At 60.9% G+C, this 16,597-nt stretch carries 22 protein-coding genes; 1 reads left to right on the top strand and 21 read right to left on the bottom strand.

Translation table 11 applies throughout. From position 1 onward, the window contains the following. Positions 1-3 precede the first annotated feature (3 nt). The 18 genes from J2Y39_RS22390 to J2Y39_RS22305 form a co-directional block, all read right to left on the bottom strand. Positions 4-342 carry a phage tail protein gene (locus tag J2Y39_RS22390; RefSeq protein ID WP_310219795.1) on the bottom strand — a complete coding sequence of 113 codons (339 nt, stop codon included), beginning with the start codon at positions 340-342 and terminating at the stop codon, positions 4-6. Then, entirely contained in the window at positions 342-3,320 is a 2,979-nt protein-coding gene (locus J2Y39_RS22385) for a phage tail tape measure protein (protein WP_310219793.1), read from the bottom strand. The genes J2Y39_RS22390 and J2Y39_RS22385 overlap by 1 nt, the downstream gene beginning before the upstream one ends. A gap of 10 nt (positions 3,321-3,330) precedes the next feature. After that, the gene (locus tag J2Y39_RS22380) at positions 3,331-3,579 is read right to left on the bottom strand and encodes a DUF1799 domain-containing protein (RefSeq protein WP_150635463.1); all 249 of its coding nucleotides are present in this window, start codon (positions 3,577-3,579) and stop codon (positions 3,331-3,333) included. 62 nt (positions 3,580-3,641) lie between these two features. Then, positions 3,642-4,025 carry a phage tail assembly chaperone gene (locus J2Y39_RS22375; RefSeq protein ID WP_310219791.1) on the bottom strand — a complete coding sequence of 128 codons (384 nt, stop codon included), beginning with the start codon at positions 4,023-4,025 and terminating at the stop codon, positions 3,642-3,644. Between the two features lie 3 nt (positions 4,026-4,028). Beyond that, the gene (locus J2Y39_RS22370) at positions 4,029-4,682 is read right to left on the bottom strand and encodes a phage tail protein (RefSeq protein WP_310219789.1); all 654 of its coding nucleotides are present in this window, start codon (positions 4,680-4,682) and stop codon (positions 4,029-4,031) included. Positions 4,683-4,754: 72 nt separating this feature from the next. Continuing rightward, positions 4,755-5,171, bottom strand: coding sequence for a phage tail terminator-like protein (locus J2Y39_RS22365; RefSeq protein ID WP_310219786.1), 417 nt, complete (start codon positions 5,169-5,171; stop codon positions 4,755-4,757). After that, on the bottom strand, positions 5,168-5,593 hold the full coding sequence (locus J2Y39_RS22360; protein ID WP_310219784.1) for an HK97 gp10 family phage protein: 426 nt from the start codon (positions 5,591-5,593) through the stop codon (positions 5,168-5,170). Before J2Y39_RS22360 ends, J2Y39_RS22365 begins: the two co-directional genes overlap by 4 nt. A gap of 11 nt (positions 5,594-5,604) precedes the next feature. Beyond that, positions 5,605-5,991: a hypothetical protein gene (locus J2Y39_RS22355; RefSeq protein ID WP_124376727.1), complete on the bottom strand. Its 387-nt coding sequence runs from the start codon at positions 5,989-5,991 to the stop codon at positions 5,605-5,607. Beyond that, positions 5,991-7,031, bottom strand: coding sequence for a hypothetical protein (locus tag J2Y39_RS22350; RefSeq protein ID WP_310219781.1), 1,041 nt, complete (start codon positions 7,029-7,031; stop codon positions 5,991-5,993). Before J2Y39_RS22350 ends, J2Y39_RS22355 begins: the two co-directional genes overlap by 1 nt. Continuing rightward, entirely contained in the window at positions 7,028-7,549 is a 522-nt protein-coding gene (locus J2Y39_RS22345) for a DnaT-like ssDNA-binding protein (RefSeq protein ID WP_310219778.1), read from the bottom strand. Before J2Y39_RS22345 ends, J2Y39_RS22350 begins: the two co-directional genes overlap by 4 nt. Before the next feature lie 50 nt (positions 7,550-7,599). Continuing rightward, positions 7,600-7,986, bottom strand: a complete 387-nt coding sequence (locus J2Y39_RS22340) for a hypothetical protein (protein WP_310219777.1) — start codon at positions 7,984-7,986, stop codon at positions 7,600-7,602. A 12-nt stretch (positions 7,987-7,998) separates the two neighbouring features. Next, positions 7,999-8,961, bottom strand: coding sequence for a DUF2184 domain-containing protein (locus J2Y39_RS22335; protein WP_310219776.1), 963 nt, complete (start codon positions 8,959-8,961; stop codon positions 7,999-8,001). 1 nt (position 8,962) lies between these two features. Continuing rightward, positions 8,963-9,442: a hypothetical protein gene (locus J2Y39_RS22330; RefSeq protein WP_310219774.1), complete on the bottom strand. Its 480-nt coding sequence runs from the start codon at positions 9,440-9,442 to the stop codon at positions 8,963-8,965. Positions 9,443-9,453: 11 nt separating this feature from the next. Next, positions 9,454-10,584, bottom strand: a complete 1,131-nt coding sequence (locus tag J2Y39_RS22325; protein ID WP_310219773.1) for a DUF2213 domain-containing protein — start codon at positions 10,582-10,584, stop codon at positions 9,454-9,456. After that, a complete protein-coding gene (locus tag J2Y39_RS22320; protein ID WP_310219771.1) occupies positions 10,581-12,371 on the bottom strand; it encodes an anti-CBASS protein Acb1 family protein in 1,791 nt (596 codons plus the stop codon). Before J2Y39_RS22320 ends, J2Y39_RS22325 begins: the two co-directional genes overlap by 4 nt. Beyond that, entirely contained in the window at positions 12,368-13,648 is a 1,281-nt protein-coding gene (locus tag J2Y39_RS22315; RefSeq protein ID WP_110646876.1) for a terminase large subunit domain-containing protein, read from the bottom strand. Before J2Y39_RS22315 ends, J2Y39_RS22320 begins: the two co-directional genes overlap by 4 nt. After that, positions 13,623-14,144 (bottom strand): DUF2280 domain-containing protein, encoded by a 522-nt coding sequence (locus J2Y39_RS22310; protein ID WP_115148299.1) that lies wholly within the window; start codon positions 14,142-14,144, stop codon positions 13,623-13,625. The genes J2Y39_RS22315 and J2Y39_RS22310 overlap by 26 nt, the downstream gene beginning before the upstream one ends. A 31-nt stretch (positions 14,145-14,175) precedes the next feature. Next, complete coding sequence (locus tag J2Y39_RS22305) at positions 14,176-14,799, bottom strand: putative metallopeptidase (RefSeq protein ID WP_310219767.1); 624 nt, start codon at positions 14,797-14,799, stop codon at positions 14,176-14,178. Positions 14,800-14,871: 72 nt separating this feature from the next. Between J2Y39_RS22305 and J2Y39_RS22300 the strand changes: the two genes are divergently transcribed. Beyond that, a complete protein-coding gene (locus J2Y39_RS22300) occupies positions 14,872-15,126 on the top strand; it encodes a hypothetical protein (RefSeq protein WP_310219765.1) in 255 nt (84 codons plus the stop codon). Positions 15,127-15,173: 47 nt separating this feature from the next. Here the strand turns inward: J2Y39_RS22300 and J2Y39_RS22295 are convergent, their stop codons facing one another. From J2Y39_RS22295 to J2Y39_RS22285, 3 genes are read right to left on the bottom strand one after another with little or no spacing between them, the layout of a single operon-like run. Beyond that, positions 15,174-15,674, bottom strand: coding sequence for a DUF2514 family protein (locus tag J2Y39_RS22295; RefSeq protein WP_310219763.1), 501 nt, complete (start codon positions 15,672-15,674; stop codon positions 15,174-15,176). Beyond that, the gene (locus J2Y39_RS22290) at positions 15,671-16,009 is read right to left on the bottom strand and encodes a hypothetical protein (protein WP_310219762.1); all 339 of its coding nucleotides are present in this window, start codon (positions 16,007-16,009) and stop codon (positions 15,671-15,673) included. The genes J2Y39_RS22295 and J2Y39_RS22290 overlap by 4 nt, the downstream gene beginning before the upstream one ends. Further along, positions 16,009-16,380, bottom strand: coding sequence for a hypothetical protein (locus J2Y39_RS22285; RefSeq protein WP_056785377.1), 372 nt, complete (start codon positions 16,378-16,380; stop codon positions 16,009-16,011). Before J2Y39_RS22285 ends, J2Y39_RS22290 begins: the two co-directional genes overlap by 1 nt. Positions 16,381-16,597: the final 217 nt, after the last annotated feature.

Genomic DNA, 16,597 nt, shown 5'->3' with positions numbered 1-16,597 from the left:
CCCTTATGGATGGAATGCCCGCTCGAACGTGGCGGTGAGTTTGAAAACGCCGCCGCCCACCGGAGTGGGCACGGGGTTCTTGCAGGTGAACAGGCCAAGCTGGCCCAATGGCGTAGTCCAGAGGAAGGCTTTCGCGCCCGCGTGCCGATCAAGGAACGCCATGATCTCCAGCACCTTGGATTGAGGGCCGCTGTAGGTGATCGGGTAAGCGTCTTCCTTGTTGTTCGGCCCGTCGCCAACTTCCTGTTTGTAACCGTCGCCGAACTGCGCGGTGCGCACCCGATACAAGATCTCGGGCGCGTCACCGTGCTGGGTTGGCCAAGTGAATGTCTCGATGGCCATCAGCCCCTCCCGTTCGTGAGTTTCCAGATTGAGCCGCCGGGTTGCAGCGCTCGGGCGATCGCAGTTTCGGCTTCGGCTTTCGCTGCCTGCTGAATGCCCTTTCCAAGCTGCGTGGTGTCTTCCGTGCTGGCCGTGCCGCCATTGCCCTGGATCTGCACCGACACCGCGACGGGGAAGTTGTAAACGTTGCCACCACCACTCCCGCCGCCGCTGATTGCGCGCACGCCCAGTTGGCCGCCGGCGGTGCGGGTCAGTGGCATGATTGCCTCAGGCCCTGCCTCGCCCATGACGCCAGCCTGCCCGCCTGCCATGCCGAAGGCTGTCGGCTTGCTCACGACGGAGTTGGTGAACGCCGCGCCATTGGCGAACATCTGAACGCCACCGGACCATGCTCCACCATTCGCTTGGACGCTGCCCGGCGTGAAGCCTGACAAGTCACCGCTGTATCCCGCCGCAGTGGAGCCTGCCGAGGTTGCCGCGCCGCCTCCACCGAAGTAGCTTGCGCCAGCGCCAACCAGACTGCTCAGTAACGCCGAACTGGCCTGACGGGTCGCGATCCGAGCCATGTCCGCCAGAATCGACTTGGTGAAGTCAGCAAACGACAGCTTCCCGGTCATGGCAAAGTTGACGACTGCGTCTTCCATCGAGCTGAAAGCGTTGCTGAACAGGTCGCGAGTCTGGCCGGCGATGTTGCGCGCGCTCTCCAGATAGTTGCTGAACGCCGAGGTTGCCCCGTTGCGCCAGTCGCTCTGCGCGGCCGACATCTGCTCGTAGTTGCTGAGCACTGTTTCGCTCAGGTCCATTTCGCTTCTGTTGATCGCGTCGAGCTTGGCCTGGTACTCCTCGGCGCTCATGTTGCGCGCCTTGTCGGCCCGGTCGCGCGCCAGATCCAGACGTTGCTGGTTGGCTCGATCGGCAATGCCGTTCAGTTCGCCATTGATGGCGTTCTCCCGGTCGCCACGGCCAACACCATCCGCTGCACGGCCGCCAGCGCGCCGCAGGGCGACGTTCTGCTGGTCGAGGGCATCGGTGTAGACCTTGATCGCCTGCGCCTGCTTGGCGAGCCGGCCCTGCTCGTTCGTCGCGATGACTCCGAGCTCACTGTCGGCTTCCTTCTGAGCCTTGACCATATTGGTCCTGGCATCAGCGATCTTTTGGTCGAGCTGGATGCGCTGCGCTGCCGAGGTGCTGGCCTTGCCTTTTGCCACCTCCAACGAACTGATTTCAGCCTGATACGCGGCGGTTACCTCGTCGCGCTCGTTGCCGATCAGCGCCTGGCGCTTGAGCAGGTAGTCTTCCTGCGTGACCAGTCCGGCCTTCTGCGCGGCTTCCAGTTCCTTTTGGGAGTTTTTGTATTCGCCGAGGATCAGCGACAGCTGGTTTTTCGAGTCGTTGAACTCAGTCAGGTTTACCGCTGAGGTCGCGGCTTTCGGGTCCTTGTTCTTGTCCTTGATGTTTTGGATCGTCTTCGAGACAACCGCTTCCTGCACCAGCGGATCGTTCGGGTTCGCCTTACGCAGCGCCTCGACGTCTCGCTTGTACTCCTTGATCAGCTTGTTGCGCTTTTCCTCGTTGGTGAGGTTCGAATCGCTGATTGCCTTGAGTCGCAGGCTTGCGTCGATGCCGTCGCGCTCGGTTTTCGCCCGGTCAGCGTCAGCCTTGGCGCCGGCGGTGATTTCCTCTTTGCGCTTTTGCAGCAAGACGATCTGCTGCTCAAGGAACTTGGTGGATTGGCTATTGGCACCAAGTTCGTCGCCGAAAAACGACGAGAGAAAGCCGCCGGACTTACGCCCATCAAGGATTTTCTGGTAGTTGGTGATCTGCGAATCGATGGGCTGGGTTCGACCCACATCCAGAGTGGCGTCCAGCGCGCCGGCCGCTGCGGCTTTGATCTTCTGCCAAGCGCCCTCAATCAGGCCGAGATTCGCCGTCACCTCACCGGTTCGATTTTTGATCGTATCGGCATAGGTGTCGGTGAGCAGCTTCGCCGCCCCGATGGTGTCACCCTGCTCTTTCAGCGCCACGATCTGCGAGTAGACCGAGGCAGTGAGGAAGTTGTACTGGTCGTTAAGTTCTTTGGCTGCGGCTACCGGATCCTTGGCGATCTTCGCGAACTCGGCAATCGTCTCGTCGATGGCTTTGCCGGTGGCCTTTTCCATCTGCAGAGCAGCTTCGGTGATCTCTTCGAAGCTGCCGCTGGCGATCTTTCCATTGCCCGCCAGCTTTGCCAAAACCTCAGCAGCCGCGCCAGTGGTGCCGACCGTTGCGCTCACCTGCTGCGCCATCGATGCCAGCTGAGTGGCGCTTGTGCCCGCAGAGTTCCCGGTAAAGATGATTGCCTTGTTGTACTCGTCGGCCTCCTGGCTGCCCTTGTAGTAGGCCAGGCCGAGAGCCGCTGCCGCCGCTGCCGCCACAGTGAACGGATTCACCAGACCGAGGATGTAGCCGCCCATGGCCCGCGCCGCCGGCCCGATGCCGCCGAACATGTCCTTGAGCTGTCCGCCCTGCTGAAGAAGCACAGTCAGCGGAGCCTGGCCGCCTTGCAGCGACACCGCGATATCGGTGAACTGCGCCGGCACGCCACGAAGCGCAGCTGCCGTCTGTTTGGCGGTGTTGCCAGTGCGAGTCAGGCTGTCGTCAAAGCGGGACAGATTCGCCCGAGACTGGTCGATCTTCGACTGGTATTCGCTGAAGGTCGACGCATCAAGCGCGCCGAGTTTCTTCTGCTTCGCCAGCTTGTTCTCGAGTTCGTCGAGCCTGCCGAGCGCCTTAACTGTCGGGTCGATCTCGCCGAGCAGATCGCTCAGCTCGTCCTTCTGCTTCTTGATCGAAGCTGTTGCCTTGTCGGCGCCTCTGGAGACGCCCTCCGCCGCCTTCTCGGCCCGTGCACCTGCCGCCGTAAGCTTGTCGAGGTCGGAGCTCGCCTGCGCAGCATCGGTCGAATCGACCTTGATGCCGAGTTCAGCAATAGAAGTCATGCGGGCTCCGTTATTTCGATTCGCTCATCACGAGCATGGCTTCTGCTTCCATGACACGAATGTCGTGGAAGACTTCAGGGATTTCGCGCCGCTTCATGCCCAGCATCGAAGCCACCGGCGGCAAGGCGTTGTAGTCCAGCCCGGTAGCCCCGCCCATACCTACGCGCCACTGCGTGGACATCGCCTCGAACAGCAGAAAGGCCGGCCAGTTGTCTGGCCAGACCTCGTACTCTTCTTCAGGGATGTCGGCGAGCGTCATGCCGAAGGCTGCCAAATCAGCTTCGGACGGCCCGGGCTCGTACAGGACGCGGGCGGCGCCGGTCAGTTTCCCAGGCGGGCCGGTTGATAGGCGCTCTGGTACGCGGAAAGCACAGCCTGGGGTGCGCCAATGCAGGTGGTGACCAACGCCGTCAGAGATTCATCCGACAGTTTCTCGTCAAAGCCCCAGCCCTCGATGATGTCCTTGAGCTGGCCGACCTGCAGCGCGATTTCGGCGCCGGTCGCTTCCTGCCAGTTCAGCTCGTCTTCCTGCACCTTCTTGGCATGCTCGTCGCGCGCCGCATTCCACTTATCGAAGTGTGCGGCCAGGGCCAGCCGATCCATGTACTTGAATTCGAACTCAACGCTGACCGGCTCAGCGCCAACGCGTGGAATCGCGACCTTCGCCTTGAAGGTTGGGTTCTGGGAGATCTTGATCTTGGCCATGGGTTACACCGCCGCTGCGTAGCGGGTTGGGCGGCCAGCGAGCGACAGAGTGATGACTCGGGTCATCAGGTTGTTGCGGCTGAGCGCTGGGGTCGACGTGATCGACACGTAGCAGTTGTAGACGATGCTGCTACCGCCTGGCAGGTTCAGGCGAAGCACACGGGTCTGCTTGTCTTCGTCAGCCGCTTCGACAATGGCCACGTAAGGCAGGTCAGGATCGTCGGCGACAGTGACCGCCATGCTGATTGGGTTCTTGGTCGTTGGAAGCTGGCGATCATCGTCATCTGCGAGAAAGCCGAAGGTGAGGAACTGCTGATCGCCGCCGCTGGAGTTCAGGTCGGTGATCTGCGAGATCTCGGTAAAGCCGGTGACTTCGCGCACGGAGCCAGCGCCGGAGCCCGCCGGGTACGGTTGGAAGTTGGTGGTGTTGATGCCTTCCAGCGCAAAAGTACCGGTCAGACTGTTCGCAATGCGGGCAGCCCGATCATTCAAGCGAGTCCAGCCCGAGGTCACAGCGATAATGTCGCCATCAGACAGGCCGTGCGCTGCTGCGGTCGCCACGGCTGGGTTGGCATTGCTCAGCGCTGTGACAGGAATGGCAGGGCCGAATGCAGATGCGATTTCGAGCGTGGCGCCGTTGGGGAGTCGAAAGCCCATGGTTGTGTTTCCTCTGTGCAGAAATGACAAAACCCGCTCGGTGGCGGGTACTGGGTTTGCCCAACGGGCGGATTAGTTTGTGTCGGATCGGTATTGGAACGAAGCCGATACCGTGAAGGTGTTGCCGTCTGGTATCCCAGGCCCCGGCGCAACTGGCGTCATGACCAGCGCGATAAGTCCGGCGCGGGGAATACGCAGGTTCAGCGGGAACAGCGCCGCCAGTTCGTCAACTATGCCGCTCGCCTCGGTGCGGTACTTGCCGGATGGCGTCACGATGTTGACCTGGAACACACCAGCGTAGACGCGGTGATCGCCGCTCAGCGTATTGCTGGCCGTGACCGCCGGCAGAGTGAAAGCGCGCAGGTAAGTCTCGCCCGTCGCCGGCGTGTAGGTTTCGTTCTCGACCACAACCTTGATCGGCTTGGCGCGAGCCTTGGCCCAAGTCAGCAGGCGCGACTCGCAGGCCGCAGCAATGATGTTGTGGCTCATACCTGATTGTTCCTGATGGCTTCGAGCACGATCTGCTGGAAGCGGGCCAGAGTTATCTGCACCATACCGGCCGGCGCCTTGGCTGAGTGCCCGTATTCCAGCGGAATCGCATACGGCAGGTTATTCAGGATGTATGCCGCCTGCCCTGCCGTGAGGTCACTGGCTGAGGCGATCAGCGAGGCGATCGTGTCCTGACCGGTCGGATCAACCTCGTCGAAGGTAACGCTTTCGATATTGTCGATCGACAGATGCCAGTTGCCTTTGAATCGGCCAGTGTCGACGGGCGAGAGGCGAATGACAGAGGTTCCAAGTTCGATAACGACTTCGCGAAACACCTCATCGATTGCGTTTTTCGCCTGCTCGGCGAATTGCGCCAGGCTTTCAGCAAAACTTCCGTGCTGGCCGCCGTAGCGGCTGGTCATGTGATTCGCCATTACTTGCGCACCTGCAGCTCGAAGCCGACCGCCAGACCGGCGAAGTTCCACGGAGCAACGGCTATCACCGTGTACACCGTGCCGTCGAATGTGATTTTGTCGTTGCTCTGCGGTGTTGGCATGTCTTCCCCAGTCAATTGGACCGGCGACACCAGTAGCTTCACGTCGCCGCGAACGATCAGCGTGCCATCGATGTACTTGTTGTCGTATTCCTCGCGGAAGCCTGAGCCGTTCACGATCAGCTCGCTGGGTGCAGGCGGCGCATCTGGGTCGTATTCGCCAATGATCTCGCGGCGCAAGACCAGTTCAAGGCCTTTCCCACCCTTGCTGCGGGGCGCGAGCATGCGGGTTGCCGTGGCCTTGGCGCGGTCATAAATGTCTGGCATCACTTCCGCCTTATTTTGTAGATCGCTGAGCATCGACAGTTGGCTCGCTCACTCCAGCCAGCACCCAGCGCAGAATCGCCCGGGTAACGAAGCAGCGCGCCGTTCGGGCTTTGAAATGGCTGATCCTTCTGCACTTCCTGCCCGCCCATCAACGAATGCGTGTGCCGGACCTTCTTGTCAGCCCGATCTCGCCAAGTCTTGGTTACTGAATCGCGATCAAGCCCCTGAGCAATGAGCTGCTCGTAGACCTGGTCCCGGCCAGCGCCGAAGGATTCCAGCGCCTCAGCCTTGGAAAGCATCTCGGCGTAGGTCTTCATCAGCCGATCAGCGTACCGGCCAGCGATCTTGTCGACGTCAGCTTGGGCAACAGGCTTGCCTGCACTGATGGCGCGATTCACGATGCCATCGAAACGGCGATCTCGGCGCTTGCGCTGCAAATAGTTGCGCATCTCGTCGGGTTTTCCGCTCAGCAGCTGCTGGCGGGCATTTATGACGTATTGCGCATAGTTGCCGGGCAGGCCAATCACACCGCCTGAGCGGGATCCTGTTTGCGCGCTTACTCGTCCAAGTAAATCGAGCGCCGCCTGCCGTGGGCTGCGGGTCATCGGCGTGGCCCCTACTTCGACCTGCAGCGACGGCGTAGCAACAGCGCGACTGCGCGAACCCATGACTGCCCTGATCGCCTCGCGCACGTTCACATCGGCGTTGCGTCGAATCTCGGCGGCTTTTTCCACCAGCCACTGCTCTGGCTCAGGATTGCGGACGTCGAATTCAAATCGCCCCAGATCCTTGGGGATCGCGATCGCCTTGATCTCAAACTTGGCGCCTGCGAGGTACACATTTCGAGCCAGCTCGAGGAAGGCGGCCAGCGCTCCCAGGCTCAGCAATGCTGCCAGCCCGTTTTCATCCTCTTCGGCAATCAGTCGCTCAACCTCAGCAACTTTTGCCGCGCCTACCACCAGCTTGATCTGGTCCAGATAGGCCTTCTGCATCGCAGGCTCCATTCCCTCGATGACCTGGATGATCTGCGCCGGGGTCATACCACGAACACCGCAGGCAGCGTGTAGCGGGCCACCAGCACAGGAGCGATCATCTCGTCGATGATGCTGATCACCGGCCTGACCGACTCCGCCCCATCTGCGCCTGCCGCAACCGAGAATTCCTCCTCGATCGGGCCGACCTTCTGGCGTTTCACCGTGGACGCGGCCACGAAGTCAGGACTCAGGCTGCCAGGCTCGACCAGCTCACGCAGTGCGGCTTCGTACGTTGCCTGCTCAACCTCAACCGGCACTTGATCGGATGGGATTGCATGCCCCTCGTAATCCTCAGCACCGGTGCGCGGCCATTCCCTGGCTTGCCCTCTGCCCTCGGTCTTCACGCCGGGGAACAATGACTGCCATACACCTGAAGCCAGCAGCTTCCGATAGCGGCCGTCGATGTAGACCGATGCCCGGATCAGCGCGGCCTGCTTCGCCACGTCATCGCCGGCCCACGCGGCATTCGCGCGCGCAACGTGATAGGCGTCGGCGGCTGCGACGGTTCCGTAAAAGTCTGGCATCGGGATATCTCGAATAGGTGGAGCGTCATGCGCTCCGGTTTTGCGGGGTGTTACGCCTTGGCGGCGGCCAGTGCGGCCTGCAGGGCTTCCAGATTAGCTTCGGCGTCGAACTCAACGTTCAGCGCCTTCAGCTCGTCGATTACCTTCTGCTTTTCGGCAGCAGCCTCGGCCTCTTCCAGCTTCTTGCGCAGAGTTTCGACTTTGCTGTTGCCAGCGGCATCGATGCCCAGCGCCTTCAGCTTGGCGAGCAGTTCAGCCTTTTCGTCACCGCCGGCGGTAGGCGCCTTGCCATCGACGCTCATGAAGACGAGACGCGATGCGCCTTTGTGCCCTTCTGGCGTCAGGTCAAGGTCTTGCGTCTCACCAGGAAGAACATAAACAACGCCAGCCGTGGTGTGCACGCCCTGAAGCGCCTTCGAGTTGTTGGTCACTTTCATGTCGACCTCCTATCAGGCTGCTGGTGGGGTGATTTCGTCGAGGTACGCCACGGCGCCCGGCAGACGAATCTCGGTGCCGCCGGTACGCGCGATGATGCCGGTCTCGAAACCCATGATGGACTTCTGACGCGGAGCCAGAACGCGGCGCGGCATTGGCAGGTGGAAGCGAACCACCTCCGGATCCTTCCGGTACGCAACCAGGCGACCACCACCATCAGCGGAAGCATTGCGGGCCTCGCGCAGGGGCGCGATGTCCAGCGGCTGATTGGTCTCTGCCGTGTAGATGTTGTTCTTGCGCAGGTAGTCCAGCACGGTCATGAAGCCATCACCAGCACCCATGCGACGAGTCGCAATGTGACGGAAGGCGTCGGGCGGAAGACGCAGCGTGTCGGCCCATTCAACCTCACCAGTGTTGGTGCGGATGCTACCCAGAACACCGTTGACGTCGTCCAGGATCTGATCCGGCGCTTTATTTGGCCAGAACGTCGAGCTGCCGGTACCGGTCGAAGCAGCGTCGACGCGGGAAACGTTGCCGTCGTTCAGCAGGCCGGTCCAGCGCTTTTCGGTGCTGCCGACGAATGCGATGGAGTTCAGCAGGCGCTCAACCTTGTCAGCGGCGGAATCCGCCTTGGTGCCGCTCAGGTTGATGCCGTACAGCTGTGCCTGGTTCACCTCTTCCAGATTCCATTCCCAGCCAGACCCGATCATCGCGAAGTCGTGCGATGCCTGATCGTGGGTCGCGGAGTTGAACGGCATGTCGGTGCCGGAGCCGGACAAGAACTTCGCTTCGCCGGCGGTATCGACGGTGAAGAAGGTGGTGCCGATGGCCCACGGCGCGCCCTCGGTCACAACCGGGATGCTTGCCGCATAGTTGAACGCTGGGTAACGGCGCGTGTAGATGCGGGTTTCGATGTTCCGGCCTTGGGCCAGAACAAACGGGAACGCCGACTGAGCGTCTTCAAAGACTTGAGGCATGTTAAGCGCTCCGATGTTTGAGGGAGATTTCGACGATGTCGCCGTTCGCACCGGTGGTGTCGAAGAAGGCGCCCGGGATGAGCACAGCGCCAGCGGCAGCAGTGGTCACGTAGCGATTGGTGGCGGCGACGTAGTACACGTCGTCACCTGGCACCACCGCAGCGCCAGCGGTGACATACATCTGGCCGTCGGTCATGAAGGCGCCGGTGAAGTCCTGCGGATAGCCGTCGATCAGTGTGGAGCCGGTAGCAACCGGTGGAACCGCAGGGCTCAGCACGGCCAGCCCGAGGAAAAGAGTGCCGGTGGCAGCGATCTTGTGATCATTGCCTGCACCCGCAACGCGGAAGCCCGGTGCCCCGAAGACAATGCCCTCGGCGTTCGAGACGGTGCGGCTGATCTTGTTGCACTTCTCTTCGTTGGCGACCTGGCCGGGCACGCCCTTGGCTGGAGCGCTGGTGTACGTGGTTTGGTAAGTAGCCATTGCTGTGCTCCTTATGCCTTCGGCAGGTGGGCGGTTTGCATGTCGGCAATCATCTGCAGACGCGCTTTTTCCGATTCATCGCCGACGGTCTTGCCGTCCTGCTGAATCATGTGTTTGCGGAACGGGTCGCCGGCCGGATCTTTGGCGGCGTCTTCGACCAGAATCTCGAAGCGCGCGTCGATGTAGGCGTCAGCCTTGCCGGCCACGGCCGCATCGCCCAGCTTGGCGACTACGACAGCCTTGCGGATGTCGGCGTCGGTCTTCCCGGTGTAGTCGGCGTCCGCGATCGACTTGGCCTTGCTGATCAGATCAGCGCGAGCGGTGACGCGCTTGTCGATATCGGCATCGCTGAGCTGCTTGGCCTTGAGGGCGTCGATCTCAGCGTCTTTCTTCGCCAGTTCGCCATCCTTCAGCGCCAGCGCAGCGGTATGCGCGTCGGTCAGGGATTTGATGTTTACCCCGGCATCGGCCAGCTGCTTGGTCAGCTTGTCGATCGCCTGGGCGCCTTGGTCGGTCGTCTGGACGGACAGGCCATCAACGATGACCGTACGCAGTGAATCAGCCATGTCATGGCCTCCTTGGGGGGTGTGTGGTTTATGGTCACCGATGCGAAGGTGCTCGCCACCCCGAGCGCGATGCTCAAGGCTGAGGTGATTCATTTTCATAGGGCCGAGGAAGCAGTCGTACTGCTCGCCATCGGGGGAAACGCCATCCTGAAACACGACTTCGGCGCCGTAGCCCATGGACAGCTCTCGCTTGCCGGACTCGTAGTCCTCGATCGCCTTGGCGTCCATCAGCACCAGCGGCACCTTGACGAACTGCCCGTCGCGGACAACCTCGCCACCGGTTTGGCCGATCGCGACGTCTTTCCAGTTCTTGGAGTTGACGCCGTCCCCGCCCGGGTGGCCGTTGGTCATTGGCCGGTAGGCGTACGAGTGCATGGCGTCAGCGTGGAAGACCGCGCTCTCTGGCCGGTACACACGAACGATTGGCTTATCCCGCAGGCCGTGTTCGTTGTCCGGGTCGATCTCGGTACCCAGATAGTCCTGGATGCCGGTGCGCGCGACTCGAGCCTCGGCCACCAGATAGCCGTCCTCGGTGCGCCGCACTCCCGTGACTGGCACGGAGTCGGTGAAGATCATGGGGCGAGCTCCTCGAAGATCTCAGGACCCAGCTCAATCGCGCCACGGTATGGCTCGACCTTGTCGATATCGACGCTGCCGGGTTCGTAGGTGAAGGTGATGTGGGGCTGATAGTCCGGCCAGTCCCAAGAGGCGCCAGCCTCAACCATGGAGACGTGCCGCCAAGCCAGTTCGGAGCTGTTGAACAGCAGCACCACCGCGCCTTCGCCGAACTTGTCGATCAGCCGTGCGCCACCTGGTGCAATCTTGAGCTGGCCCTTGCCATCGCCCGACCATGACTCGCCAACCTTCATCCAATCCACCGGGTTGCGGCTGTAGGCAACGGTGACGTGCAGGTCATCAGCCAGGACTGTTGATTCGAAGCCCTGCGACTTGGCCCACTCGATGATCTCGCCGCCGTTGATGACCTTGCGGGACACATACAGCGAACGAGGCGCGGCGTCAGTGATTGCTTTCTTCGCTACCGGCTGATCCGCACCGGTGCTCGGCAGGTCATCATCGTCATCGGGCAGTTCGGCGCCGAACTTCTCGATCGCCGCTTCCAGCCCCGGCATAACGCTCAGCTCAACCAGCAGGTTCACCGCAGCAGTCGAAAGCGCATCCTCAGGGAACAGGCCGGAGTCTTTCAGCGCCTTGATGGTGTCCGCCGTGGTCTTGCCGATATCGGCCCGCTCTTTCGCTGTGGCCTGCCAGAGTGGCGCCCAGGTGTAGTGCACCTCTTTCGGCCGACTGCCGAGCGCGGAGCGGATCAAGCCCTCATCCAGCACGCTCATGGCTGGCTTGATCTCCAGCTTCTGGCGTGACGCGACGTTGTCGTAGTAGTTGCGGGTGTTCTCTTCGCCGTTCGCGCCGAGCCCTGTCGAGGACTGGCCGAACATGCGAGTGCCGGGGATATCGAACGCGCCGGCGACCCCCTGCTCGGTCTTGGCGATCACTTCAGGCAGGTTGCCGAAGCTGGCCGACTTGGAACTGTGCGTCTCTTGCCCGTCGAGAATCAGCGTGCCGTTGATGCCCTTGGCCGTGGCAGCAAGACGCAAGCGCTCCAGCAGCAGGCGCTCGTAGTTCTTGTCCTGCATGCTCGACATCAGGTTCGGGATGTTAATGACGTCGATCTTGGCCTCGTAGACCAGGCTGACCACGTTGGCGACCGTCTCGTCGTAGTGACGTACCGCCGGCATTGCCGACAGCAGCACCGAGTCGCCCCAGCCGAAACCAGTGCCTACGGCAAGCTCAGAGTCTGGATGCGGAACGCCGACGAATATCACCAGTCGGGACGGATGAATCTCCACCGTAGAGCCCGGCAGCCGGTACGCCTTTGGCTTGCCGAAGCGCGGACTTTGCGGGTCCTGCTCGATCTCCGTGGCGCTGAGCTGGCGGCGAGTCATCACCGTCAGGTACTTGATGCCGCCCTTCCCGATCCGATCCGGCTTCAGCTCAGACGCAGTGTCCCGCTCACCGGTGCCGATGAACACAGCAGCACCACCGAACAGCCGGGCCTTCAATAGGGCCTCAAGAATCTTGCCCTTGACGTTCAGGCGATCCTCTTCGGCTTCGATCAGCTCGATCTGAGCCTTTTCGGCCTGCCAGTTGCGCCAGTTGCGGCACGCATCTACGGCCGGAATACTCACGCCCTTCTGCGCTGTCCACGATCCACGGAATGCGTTCAGCAGTTGCTGGTCGTCCATCACCGGGAGTGCATAGTGCGAGTGCGATGCCTTGTCGCGCGCGGTGCCCAGTCCTGCGACCAGGTTCTGCAGGCTGTCTTTCAGATAAGTGAATGCGCTCATTGGTCGCTCACGTTCGCGAGTGTGTAGCTGCCCGCAATCGGGAAGCGCTGGACAATGAAGTAGCCGAGTGCGTCGACCGGGTCTTCAGTGCCGTCCTTGTTGGGTTCGCCTTTTTCGTCGTAGGCCTGCTGCTCAAGCACCTGCGTACTCACCGGACAGTTGTCGGTGTTCACCAGGTAGCGGCGTTTCTGATCGATGTTGAGCATCATGGCGTTCACGGCCAGTACCCGATCGCGAACCGCTGGGTTCGATGGGTTCACCATGACCATGAAGCCGGCGGCGCGGAGTAGGCTGTGGTCTGACTCGCTGCCGCTGACGCTCTTGCGGTTCTTGCCGCTGGCGTCCGGGTAAACCGTGATGCTGTGGCCCGGGTACCGCCGTTTGAGCTCGACGATCATCGCCGGCGTGTCGAACAGGTGCGTGGCCTCTTCCAGCAACAGCGGAAGGCCGTCACGAATGACATGCACCGTCGCGGCCATCCGGTTGATGTTGAAGTCCATGCCGATGTGCAACTGCTCGCCCGGGCGGATCGTCGCGTCGGTGTGGTTCTGCTTTCGGCAGAAGTTCGGGTAGACGCTGCCCGACGTCAGGTTGACGAACAGGCCGTCGATGTATGCGTCCACCAGGTTGGCCGGGTACGACTCACGCAGCGACTTGATGTAGTCCTTCGGCAGGTTCTTCGCGTTTTGCCGCGTCGAAGCGTGCACGATGCCGTACAACGGGCGCTGGCTAGGGTTGGCGGCAAGCTCCTTGACGAACTTGCGATAGACCCAGTTGAAGCCCTCCGGCGTCGTGGTGACGTCGATGGTGTTCATTGCTCGGGTCGGCCACACGGTGGACATCCGCGCGATGATCTTCTTCCACGCGCTGTCAGCCTTCTTGATCGCCATGCAGTCGATCTCGTCGACCAACGCATGTGCGATGTTGAAGCCGACGATGCGGTGCGGGTGCTCCATGCTCTTGCAGACGATGGTCGACAGGCACCGGCCTCGGTTGTCGCGCAGGTACACGCGCTTCTTGCTCGGCACGATGTCAGCGAACAGGCCGAATGCCTCAGCCACCACCGGCATGGTGTCGTAGAAGATGTCCGCAATCTGCGGATAGGTCGGCGCGAAGTAGCCCTGCGGAATGCCTGGGTGCTCCAGTGCGTTGATGCACATACGAACGCAGCCCACGAACGTCTTGCCGCTTCGGTAGCCGCCGACGAACGCTGAAAACTTCTTGGGGTGACTGATGAACTCGAACTGCGGCTTATTCAGCTTCAGGGTCGCTTGCATCTTCTACCCCGATGATTACTTGCTTGGGCTCGGGCAGGCCCTTATTTGGGTCTTCCAGTTCTCGCTGCAGCTTTTGGATGTTGAGCCGCTTGATCTCGTCGTCCAGCGACTTGTCTGGCTCGACTCGGCGATTGACGTAAGCGTCCCCGACTTCCTTTGCCGCTTGCTCAAGGATTTGCATAGCCAGCCCGATGTTCTTCATCGACTCGGCCTTCTCGACGTACCTGCTCATGGCGCGTAGTCGAAAGGCGCGATTGGCGATCGGGATGTCTACCGTCTCCTCCCGGAATCGCTTGCGGGCGTCGTGAAACATCTCCACCCACCGCTTGGCGAGCGTCTTGCTGCATCGTTTGGTTGGGTCGTGCGTCTCCACCTGCTGGCGAGTCACATCGATATTGAATTCGCGCTTGACGGCCTCTGCCACCTGGGAGGGTGTGTCGAAGCAGGCCAACGCCTGAACGATGAAGGCCTTCACCTCGCTGCTCAGGGCTGCCATAGGATTGGGTTCCGTCTATTGCTGTCTAACCTCAGGCCGACTTGAGCAGACAGGTTCCGCAGGCCCTCGAAATGTTCAATTTCCCCACCTCAGCAGGATTGTTTGCAGCGTCTACCAGCTCTTGCACTTGAGCGCTCGCCCCATAGCGACGCACCACACCGACGAACTCTTCAACGTCGTGTCCGCGCATCTCAAGCTTGGGCAATCCTTCCTGGGTGAACTTGGGTGCGCCGTACTGATCGGTCGCTTGAGCGATGTGGTACAGCTCATGTTCGACCAGTGCGCAGAAGTCAGCGTCTGAGCATTGAGCACAGTAGTCGGCAGCCAGGGTGATGATGTAGGCCGGTACATCGCCGAACCAATCCATCATCTGTTGTTCCATCCGGGCCTTCTGCCAACCACCGACGCGGAACGCTACCTGTTCGGCTTGGCCCACCACTGTGCGCCCTTTCTTCGTGAAGGCGGCAGACGCCCACATGACTCTCACGTCCGCATCGATCAGATGGGCATGGTCTTCGTTGTGGATGCTGCCGGTGTCGGCGAGTATCTCGCTCTGGAGCCACTCCCACACTTCAGGCGCAGGGATCAGGCGAATACCGAAGCTGGACATCTCGGACAGGTCGAGCAACGACTCCGGAGGCATTGGCCTGTCCATGGGTCACCTTGAGCTTGAAATAGTGGCGGGTTGCCGGTATTGGTGACGCTCCAACACTCACGGAGCAGAGACATGAAGTTCAAAGTGAAGGCGTACTACAACCATCAGAAGCACCGCGCCCTGGCCATTCCTGTCGACAAGACACTGGATGATCTTTCGGATGACACCAAGCGCTGGATTGGGCCGCAAGTTACAGAAGACACCAAGGAACTCGACACATCAGAACGGCTTATCGGCTTCGACCCTCAGACTGTGTGGGACGACTTCCAAACAAAGGGCTATTCGGTATTTGAAATCACTTCAACAGTGACGATTGCCAGCAAGTAAATGCTGTGTCGCGACACAATTTGCACTCTTGCGAAACGTGTCGCGACCTACTTGCTCTTCTGTGCAGCGGCGTATGCAGCCTCACACGCAAAGCCGGCTATTCGGCTTCGGTCAAGCGCTTCTGCCAGTCTTCCCGCTTCTTCGTCAGCGCTTCTACGCAGGTCGGCGAGCAGAACGGTAAGGTCGGCTCTTGCCTTGCTTCCGCTGGCAATCTCGGCAGCACAGGACTGTCGTTTGGCAATGAGGTCGGTGATTTGCTGCTGCAGGCTGCGAGCCCGGTTATCAGCAGTAACAACGGCAGCCGACACATGCTCAGTTTTGGCTTTCGCATCGTCGGAGACTCGATTGATGTCATTGGTGATCTCACGCTGGATGCGGAGTGTGTGGGTGAGCGAATCCACGCGGGCGGTCGCGGTGTCGAGCTCGGCGGCGATGGCTGCTCGATCGTCCTTCACGCTATCGAGACGCAGCGATAGATAACCGACAGCTGCGAGCGACGCCAGCACTACCCACACCCACGCAGGAACCAGCTTCAGCAACGCGTTCACGGGGTCTGCCGCTCTACGGCTTCGTTGACCTTCTCCGCTGCCTTGCTCGCGGTATCGGCTGCCTGGACTGCTGAGTTCGATGCCTCTTGCACCTTTACTGCCGCGTCCTGCGTCTTCTCGGCCAGGCTGTTGAGGCGAACGTCTCGTTTGCCCAGCGCTGCGTCGTAGGCTGCGCGAACTTCGGCGAGCTGCTTCGTCTGTTCACTACTGGCTGACCACACACCAGCTTGGAAACCGAGGATCAGGCCGCCGGCCAGCAACAGCGCAGCTATCAACCATACCTCTGCCCGACGCCACCAGCGGCGAGCGATGAATTCCATAGCGCATCTGTCCATCAGTTGATGCCTCCCAGCTTGGTACGCAGGCGGGCGATCTCTTCGCTCTGCGAGGTAACCGTGGCGGTGAGCTGTGCGACTTGGCTGGTGAGGGCTTCGATCTTCCCCTCCATCCGCCCTACTGCTGCGGCGAGCTCGTTGCGCTCTTTGGCGAACTGGTCAGCGCGGGCTTCGGCCTCTTTTCGCGCAACACGCTCGGAGTCCAGAAGCTCATTCAGCCGGCGAAGCGTGAAAATGTCGGCGTTATCCATCGCCCTGTCAGCAGCATCCTTCGAGAGGAATTTACGCAGCCAAAGGAAGCCGGCCAGCAACACGGTTCCGGTACCGCCCAGCCAGGTAGCTGTGCCTGGGCCGAGGTCAGTAGGATCCATCGCAACTCCAACATGAAAAGCTGACCCGTCAGGCCAGCGCAAATAGGTCGGCGTCCGCTGCACTCCCAGCTGGGAGCAATGGGCGTGGGAGCCGAATAAAAAACTTCTGTCCACTCATGACAAACGAAACAAGGGATCTAAGTTTGTAGAGGTTTTATGTATTAATCGGCACGAACAGTTCACATTATTAGAAATAAATTGTGCCGGAAGTTAAACA

It is taken from the genome of Pseudomonas sp. 2957 (assembly GCF_031456345.1).
Classification (GTDB): domain Bacteria; phylum Pseudomonadota; class Gammaproteobacteria; order Pseudomonadales; family Pseudomonadaceae; genus Aquipseudomonas; species Aquipseudomonas siliginis.
This window is presented reverse-complemented; position numbering and strand designations above follow the sequence as displayed.